9 protein-coding genes are annotated in these 14,681 nt (G+C 41.7%); 2 read left to right on the forward strand and 7 right to left on the reverse strand.

Annotated elements, in window-relative coordinates; genetic code table 11:
* Positions 1 to 14 precede the first annotated feature (14 nt).
* The 5 genes from BUE31_RS05995 to BUE31_RS06015 all read right to left on the reverse strand — a co-directional run bounded on the left by BUE31_RS05995 (position 15) and on the right by BUE31_RS06015 (position 9,357).
* Complete coding sequence (locus tag BUE31_RS05995) at positions 15 to 3,146, reverse strand: SusC/RagA family TonB-linked outer membrane protein (RefSeq protein WP_073401150.1); 3,132 nt, start codon at positions 3,144 to 3,146, stop codon at positions 15 to 17.
* 437 nt (positions 3,147 to 3,583) lie between these two features.
* Positions 3,584 to 5,188: a DUF6377 domain-containing protein gene (locus tag BUE31_RS06000; RefSeq protein ID WP_073401152.1), complete on the reverse strand. Its 1,605-nt coding sequence runs from the start codon at positions 5,186 to 5,188 to the stop codon at positions 3,584 to 3,586.
* Between the two features lie 117 nt (positions 5,189 to 5,305).
* Positions 5,306 to 6,034 carry an MIP/aquaporin family protein gene (locus tag BUE31_RS06005; protein WP_073401154.1) on the reverse strand — a complete coding sequence of 243 codons (729 nt, stop codon included), beginning with the start codon at positions 6,032 to 6,034 and terminating at the stop codon, positions 5,306 to 5,308.
* Between the two features lie 106 nt (positions 6,035 to 6,140).
* Positions 6,141 to 7,670: a glycerol kinase GlpK gene (glpK, locus tag BUE31_RS06010; protein ID WP_234997758.1), complete on the reverse strand. Its 1,530-nt coding sequence runs from the start codon at positions 7,668 to 7,670 to the stop codon at positions 6,141 to 6,143.
* 112 nt (positions 7,671 to 7,782) lie between these two features.
* Complete coding sequence (locus BUE31_RS06015) at positions 7,783 to 9,357, reverse strand: glycerol-3-phosphate dehydrogenase/oxidase (RefSeq protein ID WP_073401156.1); 1,575 nt, start codon at positions 9,355 to 9,357, stop codon at positions 7,783 to 7,785.
* A 178-nt stretch (positions 9,358 to 9,535) separates the two neighbouring features.
* Here BUE31_RS06015 and BUE31_RS06020 point away from each other — a divergent pair, with 178 nt between their 5' ends.
* Positions 9,536 to 9,826: a HigA family addiction module antitoxin gene (locus BUE31_RS06020; RefSeq protein WP_073401157.1), complete on the forward strand. Its 291-nt coding sequence runs from the start codon at positions 9,536 to 9,538 to the stop codon at positions 9,824 to 9,826.
* Between the two features lie 106 nt (positions 9,827 to 9,932).
* Here BUE31_RS06020 and BUE31_RS06025 read toward each other — a convergent pair whose 3' ends face one another.
* On the reverse strand, positions 9,933 to 10,820 hold the full coding sequence (locus tag BUE31_RS06025) for an SMP-30/gluconolactonase/LRE family protein (protein WP_073401159.1): 888 nt from the start codon (positions 10,818 to 10,820) through the stop codon (positions 9,933 to 9,935).
* A gap of 48 nt (positions 10,821 to 10,868) precedes the next feature.
* Positions 10,869 to 12,344: an alpha-L-fucosidase gene (locus tag BUE31_RS06030; RefSeq protein WP_073401161.1), complete on the reverse strand. Its 1,476-nt coding sequence runs from the start codon at positions 12,342 to 12,344 to the stop codon at positions 10,869 to 10,871.
* Positions 12,345 to 12,474: 130 nt separating this feature from the next.
* Between BUE31_RS06030 and BUE31_RS06035 the strand changes: the two genes are divergently transcribed.
* On the forward strand, positions 12,475 to 14,646 hold the full coding sequence (locus tag BUE31_RS06035) for a glycoside hydrolase family 3 N-terminal domain-containing protein (protein WP_083619439.1): 2,172 nt from the start codon (positions 12,475 to 12,477) through the stop codon (positions 14,644 to 14,646).
* Positions 14,647 to 14,681 lie beyond the last annotated feature (35 nt).

Consider the following 14,681-nt stretch of genomic DNA (forward strand, 5'->3'; position numbering starts at 1 on the left):
AATTTTGAAGGTTATTATAAACTAACATTAACTCCTGCTGAGAAAATTCTTGCCTGCGGATAATTTGTAACCGCATCAATTCCCTGTGTTGTTGGATTAATAGCTCCACCTGTGGTAAATGCGCTGCCTAACTCGGGATCAAGCCCTTTGTATTTGGTTATAGTGAACACATTATTGGCCATTACAAATACCCTTAAGCTTTTAACACTTATGCGTTGTAAAACATTACCCGAAAAGGTGTAGCCTAGTTGCAGGTTCTTAAGCTTTAAATAGGCGCCGCTTTCAACAAAATAACTATTTACCGATGTATAATTCTTGTTGGGGTCTAATACAAAAGCGTTGCCTGACGGTACGCCTACCCTTGGTTGGGAAGTAAGCCCGTTTGAGCCAAAGAATGAGTCTTTAAAGATTTGGCTGGTAGTGTTGCCATCGGCAAATGGATATTGTTCATATGATTTTACACCATTAAACAGATCTACACCAGCCACACCATTAAACAATGCTGCTAAATCAAAGCCTCCATAATTAAGGCGAATATTGAAGCCATAAACCATTTTAGGGTTTGGATTACCAATTACCTGCCTGTCGTTAACATCAATTTTTCCATCACCATTCAAATCCTGGAACTGAAGATCGCCTATGTTTGCTTTATTGCCATTTACAACTTGCTTTTGAGCTTCGTCCTGGCTATTAAATATTCCTAATGCCTTATACCCATAGAACTGGCCAAATGGCTGGCCGGCCTTTGTAATAGTTAATTGCTGGTTTGACATTGTGTTAAAACCTATATCGCCCATGCCGTAAAAATTATAACCACCATACACGGCATCGGTGGCTGCACCGCTTAGCTTGGTAACTTTATTTTTATTAAAGCTCGCATTAGCGCTTATGTCAAAACCCAACTTACCAATTTTATTGTGGTAGCCTACCATCAGATCAAACCCTTTGTTACTAACATCGCCAATATTGGTTATGTATGATTGTGTAAAGCCAGTACTTTGAGGCAACGACAATGCATATATTAAATCAGATGTTTTTTTATTATACCATTCAACTGTAAAGTAAAGCGCGCCGTCTAAAGCTTCCCCGTCTAAACCAACACTGGTTTCAGTAATGGTTTCCCAATGCAAAGCAGGGTTCGGGATACTGTTTAAGGAGTTAGCTATCTGGAAAGGCTGACCCGGGGCAAACCCCTGCGCACCACCGGCTATACCTGTGCTAAGATTAAACTGGCTGTAATTTGATGTGAAAAAGTATGGGGGGAAACCTGTACTGTTACCCAACTGGCCGTAGCTGGCGCGTAACTTAAGGCTGTTAAAAACAGGCAATATTTTTTTAAATGACGGCTCTTCACTAATCGTCCAGCCGGCTGACACTGCAGGGAAAACACCTTTTACCTTATCAGGCCCAAATTGTGTATAATTGGCGTCCTGTCTTATGGAAGCCGATAAGTAATAACGCTCATTATAATTATAGTTTACGCGGGCAAACTGCGATTTTATAAGGCTTTGCGGATCATAAGTACCGGAAAGCGATAAAGCCGAAGCCGATGTTTGAACATACGAGTAGCCGGGAATCCCTATCTGGCTTTCGCCCGAATAAATATTATTTGTTTTATTTACTATCTGCTCATAACCCACCAAAGCATTGATGTTATGTTTGCCTATACTTTGGTTATATGAAAGCACATAGTTGGTTAACAATTGGCTGCTTTGTGCATATGATTTGCTAAGCGAATTTACTGCAGATGCTACAGAGCCAAAATTGTAGGTATTCTGGAAAAAATCCTGCGTTTCGTTGTAGTAACTATATCCAAGGGTGGTTTTAAAGTCCAGGTGCAAGGGCAGCTTGATATCTGCATAAGCATTACCCTGAAAATTATTTTTCGTATTCTGCGCCATTGCTGAATTTACCGCACCCAATGGGTTGGGGCCTGAAAATTGAAGTCCGTTATAACCTGAAGGTTCAGTTCCATATGAACCGTCTTTATTGTATATCGGAATAATTGGCTGAGTGCGGAATGGGGCGTTATGCAGATCGGCCTGGGCACCAACAAGCGGCGATGTTATGCGTTGTGATGCATTTATTTGCTCGCCTATAGTTATATATTTACTTAACTTATAATCTGTATTAACACGGGCGCCGCCAATGTTCGAGTAATTTTTTATAAAAATACCGGTTTGCTGGTTATAAAATCCCGATGCCAGGTAATTTACATTTGCCGATGCGCCGGTAATTGAAAGGGCGTAATTTTGTTCAGTACCATTGCGGTATAACGCATCTACCCAGTTGGTATTGGCAAGGGTATCCGTTCTGCCTGCGCCGGCAAAAAATTTGGGGTTAACAATATTCTCCATTTTTATATAGTTATCCCTGTCAAGCAGCTGTACTAATTTTGGTTTTGTAAAACCATATCTTGCGCTAAAATTTATTTGCGGCGGTGCTCCAATTCCTGAGCCTTTTTTAGTGGTAACAAGTATAACACCACCAGCCGCTGCCGAACCATAAATGGCTGCCGAGGCTGCATCCTTAGCAACATCAATTGACGCTATATCCTGCGGATTAACGTTATTCAGATCAGCCTGCCTAACGCCATCAACTATATACAATGGGTTAGGCTGATAAAATGAAGCCAAACCTCTTATAATAATTTGCGGAACTGCATCAGGGGCTGCTGAGTTTTCAACAATATTAACGCCCGAAATCCTTCCCTGCAACCCCTCTATAGGGTTGGTAATGGGCTGATCTTTGAATACCGCACCTTTAACTGAAGAAATGGAACCGGTAAGGTCTTTACGTTTTTGCGTTCCGTAGCCCACAACTACCACTTCGTTCAGTAAGCGGTTATCTTCTCTTAAAGTCACGTTAATTTCGGTACGGTTGTTTACAGCAATTTCCTGTTTTGAATACCCTACCATTGAAAACACCAGCACACCGGTTTTGCTAACGCTGATGGTATATTTTCCGTTAACATCGGAGTTCGTCCCGTTTTGAGTTTGCTTTACACTAATGGTAGCGCCGGGAAGTGGCAGCCCCTTTTCGTCGGTAACTTTACCGCTTACTGTTACATTTTGAGCCGAGGCCCAGCCTGAAAACAGTAAAAACAAGGAGCAAAAAAATAATTTTAGTAATTGTTTTTTATACATAATGTTTAAGTATTTGAGTTTATTAATTGATTGGTTGGTTTTGAATTGAGGGCATAGTATAACCGTATAGCACAGGTTTAGCCGGATGATAAGTAAATGCCGGTTCGTTTTTTACACGCAGCGTTTTTATACAGCAATAATGCTTGTACAGAAACATATTTAAACAACACACCGGATGTTTGATACATTCTCATAACACAATAAAATTTAGAAGTTGGTTGGTTTATAATTTCAATTACCTGCTTACTATTTAGCTTCGGGTAATTGACAAATCAAAGAGAGGATATAAAACACGCAGGTGCTAATTTCAAAATCAAAATATAAAGAAATGCAAAGCCGAACCAATCACAATTAATTGATACACAGATAATTAAAATAAGATCAAAGTAATTGAAATATAAACCCTGTATAACCTTTTATAAATAGGTATAAAGGATTTATATGGCTTTTATAGCCATAATAGCCGCTTCAAATTCATCATTTGAGATGAGGGACTTGCTTTTTATGCGGGCTTTATAATTATAGATGGTATTAACGGAGTACTCCAAAATGTGTGCAATTTTTTCAGTATCGCTAATTCCAAGCCTTATCAGGGCAAAGATCCGGAGGTCGGTATTCAGCAATTGATTGGGTAATAGTTTAACATGGTTCTCTTCACCAAAAAGCGCGTTATAGCCGGTTACAAAATTGGGGAAGATCTTTAAGAAAGCTTTATCAAAATTTATAAACAGCTCTTCACGCTCCTTGGTTAAATTAATATTGTTTACAATTATGCCGATATCATCATATCGTTTGGTAGTTAACTTATTATCAACAGACCGTTTAAAGCGCTCCAGCTTATTAATATATTCAGATATAAGGTTGAAGTAATAGCCTATATATTCTTCCTTTATCTTATTTGCTTCGTTTAACTGGATAATACTTTCCTGCAGGTTATGATTTGCTTCCAGTATCACTTTATCTGCCAATCTTAACTTTCGTAGCTGTTTGTAAATAATAACAGCAAACACAACCACTATTATAGCCAGAACAGTAAGTGAGGATGCATAAAAGAATAATACACGACGCTGTTCTTCTACATAATTTATCCTTTCGCCGGCAATCACCGGTAAAATAGCGCTTACCTGGATCTTGCGTTGCCTGGCGCCGTAATAAATGGCATCTTCCAAAGCTTGCTTAATGTATACATAGGCATTTTTAACGTCCCCATTCTTGTGAAGCAGCTGGGCCAGGTTGGTCATTGCGGCGGCCTCTTTAGTTGATGACCTGATATCGGCCATGGCGGCTAGGATCAGCAGATCAATTGCGCTATCAGGTTCTTTACCCCGGATATAAATATCACTAAGCGTTGATGCTGTTACAGCAAACTGGTGATCGGTTAGTTTATAGCTTTTTATAAGAGTTTTTAAGTTGATAATAGCCTGCGGAATATTGCCTGTTTTAAGAAACATTAAACCCTTATAATAGATGTATTCAAAAGAATTTGGCTTGCATAAGGCTGTGGCTGAGTCAATGTATTTTCCTGCCCTTACGTTATAAATTGGCGTATAATAGTTATCCTTATCAAAATCGGCCAGATCATAGTAAGTACGGGCCGTTAAAAAATAATATTCCTTGCGCGATTCATCATTCAAAAACTTAACGTTCACTGTTTTTAGCGTATCGAAGGTTTCCTTAAACATCCCCGATGAAAGCAAAATAAACCCAAACTTTATCCGGCTGTATGCAATTTTTACCGGGTCCTTTAGCGCATCCCCGGTTTGCTGGAGTTTTTGTGCATAATGAAAAGCCTCATCATAGTTAAATGATTTATACTCTTCGTACAGCTGCAGATAAACGCTGTATTTAAAATTCAGATTGGGATTAACGGCATTATTTAAATCCCGTTGCAATTTTTCTATCCGGGCTGATTTCCCGGCATCATAATCCTTCTTTTTGTCGAGGATATTATTAAGCTTTAATAAAAGACTATCATGACCCTGGCTGGAGAACCCTGTATGAAACAAAAATAAAAACGGAACTAAAACTAAAATTCGTTTCATGTACGGGTATTATAATTAGGTAAGGCCCTTATAGCAATGTATTTTCAGGTATTATAGTTTACCTTATAAAATTATAAAAAATATTCAATCATAAATTTCCCGGCAATCAATTTACAATTATTTCAATTGCAGGTATACTATTGCAGCAATGGCGCCCCCAGCAATGGGGCCTAAAACGGGGATCCAGGCATATTGCCAGTCGCTTGTGCCTTTATTTTTTATTGGAAAAAGAAAATGAACTATTCTTGGGCCAAGGTCACGGGCCGGGTTAATGGCATAACCGGTAGTCCCGCCCAGCGATAAGCCAATTACCCAAACCAGTAAAGCCACGGGTAATGCGCCGACAGACCCTAAACCAATAGGTGTTTTACTTGGAGTGATCTGCGCACCGGAAATATAAAAAACAGTAAATATCAATACAAACGCTCCGATTATCTCACTGGCAATATTTGATATATAATTACGGATTGCGGGCCCGGTACAAAAGATGGCCAAAATGGCATCGGGCTTGTTGGTTCTTTTAAAGTGATCATAATACATTATCCAAACCAAAAACGCACCTAAAAAAGCACCCAGCATCTGGGCTAAAATATAGGAGGGTACGCTTCCCCATGCAAACTTACCTGCAATGGCAAGCCCTATAGTAACTGCCGGATTTAAATGAGCCCCGCTATAGGGCCCTGCAACAACCACGCCTACAAAAACGGCAAGCCCCCAGGCGGTAGTAATAACCATCCAGCCGCTGTTATTGCCTTTGGTATCGTTCAGTAAAACATTGGCAACTACGCCATCGCCTAATAATATCAATAACATGGTACCGATCAGTTCGGCTATAAATGGTGACATTTTGATTTGGTTTTAAGGTAATTCTCGTAGAGACGCAATACTTTGCGTCTTTGTTAATATTATAATTTACACATCGGCATTTCCAGAGACGCAAAGTATTGCGTCTCTACAAGTTTTTCGACCAGCTTTGTGTTGCAGCAACGGCCCTTTTCCATCCCGACATTGCGTCCTTCATCACAGCAGCATCTTCAACAGGAAGAAAATCCCGTTCCGATTGCCATTGTTTTTGGATCTCTTCAACATTGTTCCAGTAGCCAACGGCCAGCCCCGCTAAATAAGCGGCGCCCAGTGCAGTTGTTTCAACAATATGGGGCCTTATTACTTTACAATTCAACAAATCTGCCTGGAATTGCATCAATAAGTTATTGGCGGTTGCGCCGCCATCAACCCTTAATTCCTTTATTTTTAAACCGGCATCTGCTTCCATGGCTTTTAAAACATCAACCGTTTGGTAAGCAATGGCTTCAATTGCGGCACGGGCAATATGGCCTGATGTTGTGCCCCGCGTGATGCCTACTATAGTGCCCCTGGCATCAGGATCCCAGTAAGGGGCACCCAAACCTGCAAAGGCCGGTACAAAATACACACCACCGGTATCTTTCACACTTAATGCAAGCTTCTCAACCTCGGCCGAAGTTTTAATAATCCCAAGCCCGTCGCGCAGCCATTGCACTACTGCGCCACCTATAAAAATACTCCCCTCAAATGCGTATTGAATTTTCCCGTTTATTTTCCAGGCAATGGTGGTCAGCAAATTATTTTTCGATTCGATAAACGTTTCTCCAATGTTCATCAGCATAAAACAGCCGGTGCCATAGGTATTTTTAACCATGGCCTTATCAATACACATCTGCCCGAACAAGGCGGCCTGCTGATCGCCTGCTATGCCAGCTATAGGTACTTTTGATGCAAAAATGGTAGTGTCAGTTTCGCCGTAAACCTCGCTTGATTGCTTTACTTCAGGCAGCATACTGTCAGGGATCTCGAAGATCTTCAGCAGTTCCTTATCCCATTGCTGTGTCCGAATATTATAAAGCATGGTGCGGCTGGCATTGGTTACATCAGTAACATGCACTTTACCGCGGGTAAACTTCCAGATCAGCCAGCTATCAACCGTTCCGAATGCTAGCTTTCCATCATTTGCTAATTCTTTGGCCCCATCAACATTATTTAAGATCCAGTTTATTTTAGAGGCAGAAAAGTAGGAGTCGATTATCAACCCAGTTTTTGAGCGGATCAAATCGGTATGACCTTCATTTTTAAGTTGGTTACAATATTCAGATGTCCGCCTATCCTGCCAAACTATGGCGTTGTATACCGGTAAACCTGTTTCCTTATTCCAAACTATAGTGGTTTCACGCTGATTGGTAATCCCGATCGCCCTAATGTTTTTACCGTTAATACCTATCTTAACGGTTGCTTCGGCAGCCACACTGGCCTGTGTTGACCAGATCTCGTTAGGGTCATGCTCCACCCATCCGGGTTTAGGGAAGATCTGCGTAAACTCTTTCTGTGCAACAGACCTGATCTGACCTTTGTGATCAAAAATAATAGCCCGTGAACTGGTTGTGCCCTGGTCTAAAGCTAAGATGTATCCTTCTTCCATTGTGTTGTTCATGAGTGGTTCATAGTTCATGGATCATAGTTGATAGCTAAAAGTATTGGATACTGTTAACCGTAACTAAGCACATGAAGATTGGTTAAAATTGGTTGGGTTAAAATACAAATTAAGTATGAACTATCAACCGCTAAGCAATTAATAAATACCCCCGGGAGGTATGATTAAAATCAGCCACCTGTGTTTTTTCCCAGTTTTCGTCCCTGTTTAATTCTTTCGCTATTAGCCGGGCAACCAGGGGGGCTGTATCAATAGCCGCCCGCGCATCCAGAAAAAGCATCCTTACCCTGCGGGCCAGTATATCTTCAACTGTGCATGCCATTTCATGCCTTATTGCCCAGATCACTTCTGCCTGGATATATTCCATTCGGGGATGTAACTTCTCCCCCCATTCCGGATTTTCCTTAATTAAGGCCAGCAGATCTTCCTTGTCACTTCCGTAAACATACAGATGATCCTTCCGGTCAACATCATTTTTATTACCATGTATGGACAGGTCCTTTGTTACATTGGCATGCGGCTGTAGCTTAGCGGTTTCAATGGCCTTGTCAATTGTATCCTGGGCCATCCGGCGGTAAGTTGTCCATTTACCACCTGTTATGGTGATAAGTCCTGATGCAGAAACGATAAGTTTATGACTGCGCGAAATTTCTTTTGTTTTAGCTGACCCTTCCTGTGGCGCAGCCAGCGGGCGCAAGCCCGCAAATATGCTGAGGACATCCTTTCGTTCAGGTGCGCGGGTTAAATACTTGCCAACCGTCCTCATTACAAAATTTATCTCCTCTTCCAGCGCTATGGGTTCAAGGCTGTGTTCATTCAGAGGAGTATCCGTAGTACCTATCAATAGCCTGCCATGCCATGGAACAACAAAAAGCACCCTGCCATCATCCGTTTTAGGGATCATGATCGCATCGTTGCCAGGCATAAATGAGCTGTCGACCACAATATGAATGCCCTGGCTCGATCGTACCAGCGGCTTTTTATGCGGTTCATCTTTTTGGAGCAGGTCGTCAACAAATACACCGGTTGCATTAATTACCGCTTTACTTTTAAGCTGATAAACAATGCCCGACTCCAGGTCTTTAGCGGTAACCCCGGCAATTTTTTTATCATCTTTAAGCAAGCCCGTTACTTTAAAATAATTTAACACCGTTGCCCCTTGTTCCAGACAGGTTTGAGCCAGATTTATGGCAAGCCGGGAATCATCAAACTGGCCATCATGGTAGACCACACCACCGTATAGTTTTTTTTGCAGGATGCCTGGAAGCCTGCTGATGGTTTCTTTTTTTGAAATATGTTTTGAGCGGCCGAAGCTAAGTTTCCCCGCCAACAGATCATAAATAGTTAACCCTATGGTATAAAATGCACCACCCCACCATTCATAATTGGGGATGATGAACGATTCGTTTTTTACAAGATGTGTTGCGTTTTTTAGAAGCAGTCCACGTTCGTACAAAGCCTCGCGTACTAAGCCGATATCTCCCTGGGCCAGGTAACGAACGCCACCATGAACAAGCTTTGTACTGCGGCTGGACGTTCCCTTTGCAAAATCCACCTGTTCAAGCAATAATGTTTTATACCCGCGCGAAGCAGCATCAAGCGCTGTGCCTAAACCGGTAGCGCCCCCGCCAACAACTATTACATCCCATATTTTGTCGGGATTTGCAATAGCTTCAACTAATTTTTCACGTTCAGTATTAACCACAATTTTTATATCAGGTTGGATTGGTTACATTCAAATCTAAAAATAAGAATCGCATTATCTAATATAGATGATAATAGTAACAGTTAATTAACTAAAATTCAATGTGACATTGGTAACGCTAGTTACCTACTATAAATAAAAATATTAGCTTTAAGTTTGAATTGCATTATAAAAATGCATGGAAAAGCTACCTAATATACATCCCGGAGAAATATTACAGGAGGAATTCTTAATCCCCCTAAGTATAACTTCTTATAGATTGGCTAAAGAAACCAAGATCCCTCAAACCCGAATCTCTGAAATAATTAAAGGAAATCGCAGAATAACTGCTGATACTGCGTTAAGGCTAAGCCAATTCTTTGGAAATTCTGCAAAGTTCTGGCTTGGATTACAGGATGATTTGGATTTGGAAGCAGAATTGGATGAAAAAAGAGAAGAGTTAAATCATATTAAGCCATATGCTGCTTAAACGGATATAAAATCTTCTTTTAAATTCCGAAATCGAAACGGCGAAGCCTTCTTGAACACCATTGAAAAACAAACAACAGTGAAAAATTCCAACTTCCGAAATCAAATCACTCCACCCCTTTCACATTCATCTTCAAGGTATAAATAGCTTTTGATGCCGTCATAAATAAAACATCCTTATTTACACCGCCAAAGCATAAATTGGCTGTCCAGGGTTCAGGAACCGGGATATGACCGATCTTTTTTCCTTGCGGATTATAAATGGTAACGCCATTGCCACTGATGTATAAATTACCTCTTTCATCTAATGTAATTCCATCGCCGCCTTGGGCTGTAAATAATTCGCGGTTACTTAGTTTTCCATCTTTTTCGATGGTGTACTTATACATTTTATTATCGCCTATGTCCGCAACGTACAGGTATTTACCATCGGGGGTGCCAACAATGCCATTGGGTCGTTTAAAGTTGGCATCAACAATTATTGGTTGCTTTTTGCCTTTTGGCAGATAATAAACTTTTTGCCCATCCAGGTCTGATTTTTTCCTTGTCCAGTAATCCCGCTGGTAATATGGATCGGTCATGTAAATGCCTCCTTTGGCATCTATCCAAATGTCATTCGGCCCGTTCATTAAATGACCGCCAAAATCAGCAAGTAAAATCTTAATCTTTTTATCCGGACTGATAGACCAAAGTTGGTCGTGCTCATCGGCGCAAGTAACCAAATTTCCTTTTTTATCAAAATACATCCCGTTTGACCGGCCGGCGCTATCTAAAAAAAGCGAAAGTTTACCATCCGTGCTATATTCCCAGATCTTGTTATTTGGCTGATCGGTAAAAAACACGTTCCCTTTTTTATCAACCGATGCCCCTTCAGTAAACGCAAATTGTTTTGATATTAACTGCGGTTTTGATAAAGTATCGTACAAAGGAATTTCCTGGGCAGATACCTGCATTGATATGCCCGTTAAAAAAACCGCGATTAATATATTTTTCATATTTCCTTTTTAATCCTTTAAACAGAAGCAAAGTATTGCGTTTCTAAATTAAATTTTAGCCTCTTTATATAACCCGAAATCGCTCAACGCAATACAAACAGCGGCTTTGGTTATTCTTAACCTAACCTTACTTGCTGTAACATCTGCGGGCAAACGAATAAGCCGGTTTCCGCCAATGCTTGTTGCTGTGGCAATTTGTTCCCATTTACCATTTTGCCATGCGTCAACCGCTACCGCATCAATGCGCTGGCCCAGCTTAATGTTCTCACGTAAACGAATCACGTTGAATGTTTTATTTTTATGCAGATCTAAAGTAAGCTCCGGTGTTAACACTTTGTCATCAGTAGCCCAATAGCTATAACGGTCATTATCCAGCAGGTTAGCCGCACCGAATTTAACTTTATTATTTCCTCTTGTATTACTTGCTTTTAATGTTGCTCCCTTAGCCAGGTTAACAGCAAATGTTTGCTTAATTATCTGGCCGAATTGTTTTAATGAGTTCACATCATTTTCAAACAGCAATCCGCGCCTGTCTGGTGATAAACCCAAGTCAAGGCAAGCTCCTCTCCCAACACTCTGATAATAAAGGCTCAATAACGTATCTGGTGATTTTACCTTTTCATCCTGGTCTTTGTGATAAAACCATCCCGGGCGTAAAGCTACGTCGCATTCAGCAGGCATCCAGTATTTGCCATCACGATGTCCTTCAACTCCTTCAGAATCTTTAGTATAACCATTTCCCGGCTCTTTCCCCTCGTCAGGGGCATGTGGTGTATAGGTTGCCCAGCTTGTTACGCCGGCATGGCCGCCTTCATTACCAACCCAACGTACATCCGGGCCCACATCGCCAAATAAAACCGCACCAGGTTGCATTCTGCGGGGAATTGCCCAGGTATCTTTCCAGCCATAATAGGTTGAACGGTCAATTTTCCGTACTTCTCTTGCTCCGCCATAATAGCCATCGCCCCCGTTTGCCCCATCAAACCATGATATAAAGATCGGGCCATAATGGGTGTATAGTTCTTCCAGTTGTTTGCGGTAAACTTCAGTTACATATTCAGGCTTGCCATAAAGAGCGCTGTTCCTATCCCATGGCGAGCAGTAAACCCCCATTTGCATTCCTAATTTATTACAGGCATCCCTGTACTCCTGCAAAATATCGCCTTTGCCATTTTTATAAGGGCTTTTTGATATATTATGTTCAGTGGTTTTGGTTGGCCATAAGCAAAAGCCATCATGATGTTTGGCTACTACTACAATCCCTTTAAAGCCGCCTGCCTTTGCAGCGCCAACAATTTGCAGAGCGCTAAACTGCGTTGGGTTTACTATCTGTGGATCTTCATCGCCAAACCCCCACTCCTTATCAGTATAAGTATCCGGTCCGAAATGGATCAGGCAATACATTTCTGTTTCCTGCCAATTTAGCTGGCCTTTTGTAGGCAAAGGGCCGTATGGTTTTGGCGCTGGCTGACTAAAAGCCAAGCTGCCGATCAATAAAAAAGCGGGTAAAAACAGTTTTTTCATCAATTGAGTCATTTTTCGAATGGATTTTTAATGGTTTTGCTAAAGTAATTCTTTTCTGCAAATGCAGGCAAGCAAGATATTGCATATTTGCAATGAATTTTGGCTTAAACGCTTTACTTTAGCGCCTATTATGAATACAACGCTAAAGTTCTGCCTGTTTTTATTGGGGTCGATGGTTTTTATGCCCTGCCTGCTACAGGCACAAAATAAATTTATTTATAAGGATGCCGCGCAACCTATTGATGCCAGGGTAAAAGATCTGATTTCCCGATTAACAATAGAAGAAAAGATTTCGCTTTTAGGGTACAACAGCAAGGCAGTTTCGCGCCTTGGCATTCCGGCCTATAACTGGTGGAACGAGGCGTTACATGGTGTGGCGCGTGCAGGCGAAGCAACTATATTTCCACAGGCTATTGGTATGGCGGCAACTTTTAACGATGACCTGCTAAAACAAGTATCAACTGCAATATCAACCGAGGCCAGGGCTAAATATAACCTGGCCATAGCAAAAGACAGGCATTTACAATACATGGGCCTTACCTTCTGGACACCCAACATCAATATTTTCCGCGATCCGCGCTGGGGACGCGGCCAGGAAACCTATGGAGAAGATCCTTACTTAACCGCAACGATGGGAACCGCTTTTGTTAAAGGTTTACAGGGCGATGATCCCAACCATTTAAAAACATCAGCCACAGCCAAGCACTTTGCCGTGCACAGCGGTCCCGAAGCTACCCGTGATTATTTTGATGCTGTGGTGGATGAAAAAGACCTGCGCGAAACCTACCTGTATGCTTTTCATGCTTTGGTTAATGGCGGTGTTGAATCGGTAATGAGTGCCTACAATAAAGTGAATGGCACACCAAACTCGATTAACAAAATGCTACTGACGGATGTTTTAAGAAAAGAGTGGGGATTTAAGGGCCATGTGGTTACCGATTGCGGAGCGCTGAATGACGTTTATTCAACCCATAAATCATTACCCGGCCCCATAGAAACTGCGGCTGCCGCAATTAAAGCCGGGATTGATTTGGATTGCTCAACTGTTTTACAGAATGATGCCCTTAAAGCGGTACAAAAAGGCCTGCTTACTGAAAATGAAATCAACGGGGCGCTGGCAGCATTGCTGCGCACCGAATTTAAGCTTGGATTTTATGATGACGCTGTAGCCTCGCCTTACTTTAATTACGGTGCAGATAGCGTTCATAATAACGCGCACACCACACTCGCCCGCAAGGCAGCGCAGCAAAGCATGGTATTGTTAAAAAACAACAACAATGTTTTGCCGCTTAACAAAAGCAATTATTCCAGCTTTATGGTGCTGGGGCCAAATGCAGCCTCGCTTGATGCCATGATAGCTAACTACCATGGCACCAGCAGTAAGGTTGTAAATTTTGTGGAGGGGATTACAGCCGCCGTTGGACCAGGAGCAAGAGTTGAATACGACCAGGGATCGGATTATAAAGATACCACCCACTTTGGTGGCACATGGGCTGCAGGCAATGCTGATGCGACCATAGCCGTGATAGGTCTTTCTCCTGTTTTGGAGGGCGAAGCTGGCGATGCCTTTTTATCAGAAACCGGCGGCGACCGGAAAAATTTAAGCTTGCCTGCAAGTGAGGTAGCTTTTATGAAAGAATTAAGAAAATCTGTACAAAACAAACCTATTATAGCGGTTATAACAGCCGGAAGTGATATCGATATTGATGCTATAGCGCCTTATGCCGATGCCATTATACTGGCCTGGTACCCCGGCGAACAGGGTGGTAATGCACTGGCGGATCTGATTTTTGGCGATGTTTCCCCATCAGGCCACTTGCCGCTTACATTTTATAAAGCACTAAGCAACGTACCGGATTATAAAGATTACAGCATGAAGGGCCGCACCTATCGTTATTATACGGGCCCTGTGCAATATCCGTTTGGTTTTGGGTTGAGTTATACAACATTTGCATATTCACAAAAAAATGAACTTAAAAGCAGGTATAAATCAACAGATACCATTAGCGTTAGCATCCAGGTTAAAAATACCGGGAAGATGAATGGCGATGAAGTGGTACAGGCTTATATTGAATATCCGCAAATTGCCCGGATGCCGGTAAAGGAATTGAAAAGCTTTAACAGAGTTTCGGTAGCTACTGGTGTTGAACAATCCGTCACCATAAAGATCCCCGTAAAAGAATTGCAAAAATGGGATATGATATCACATGCATGGAAGGTATACCCGGGTAATTATAAATTGATATTAGGCAGCAGCTCACAGGATGAGAAACTTAGTTTACCGTTCACCGTTAATAAATAGCACCAATATTTCTCTTGATTCTTGACCTCTTGATT

This window comes from Mucilaginibacter sp. OK098, from assembly GCF_900142915.1.
Classification (GTDB): Bacteria; Bacteroidota; Bacteroidia; order Sphingobacteriales; family Sphingobacteriaceae; genus Mucilaginibacter.

Bases quoted from the DNA above. Each gene is read 5' to 3' on its own strand.
- BUE31_RS05995 (WP_073401150.1), bottom strand. From the start codon at position 3,146: ATGTATAAAAAACAATTACTAAAATTATTTTTTTGCTCCTTGTTTTTA.
- BUE31_RS06000 (WP_073401152.1), bottom strand. From the start codon at position 5,188: ATGAAACGAATTTTAGTTTTAGTTCCGTTTTTATTTTTGTTTCATACA.
- BUE31_RS06005 (WP_073401154.1), bottom strand. From the start codon at position 6,034: ATGTCACCATTTATAGCCGAACTGATCGGTACCATGTTATTGATATTA.
- glpK (WP_234997758.1), bottom strand. From the start codon at position 7,670: ATGAACTATGAACCACTCATGAACAACACAATGGAAGAAGGATACATC.
- BUE31_RS06020 (WP_073401157.1), top strand. From the start codon at position 9,536: ATGGAAAAGCTACCTAATATACATCCCGGAGAAATATTACAGGAGGAA.
- BUE31_RS06025 (WP_073401159.1), bottom strand. From the start codon at position 10,820: ATGAAAAATATATTAATCGCGGTTTTTTTAACGGGCATATCAATGCAG.
- BUE31_RS06030 (WP_073401161.1), bottom strand. From the start codon at position 12,344: ATGAAAAAACTGTTTTTACCCGCTTTTTTATTGATCGGCAGCTTGGCT.
- BUE31_RS06035 (WP_083619439.1), top strand. From the start codon at position 12,475: ATGAATACAACGCTAAAGTTCTGCCTGTTTTTATTGGGGTCGATGGTT.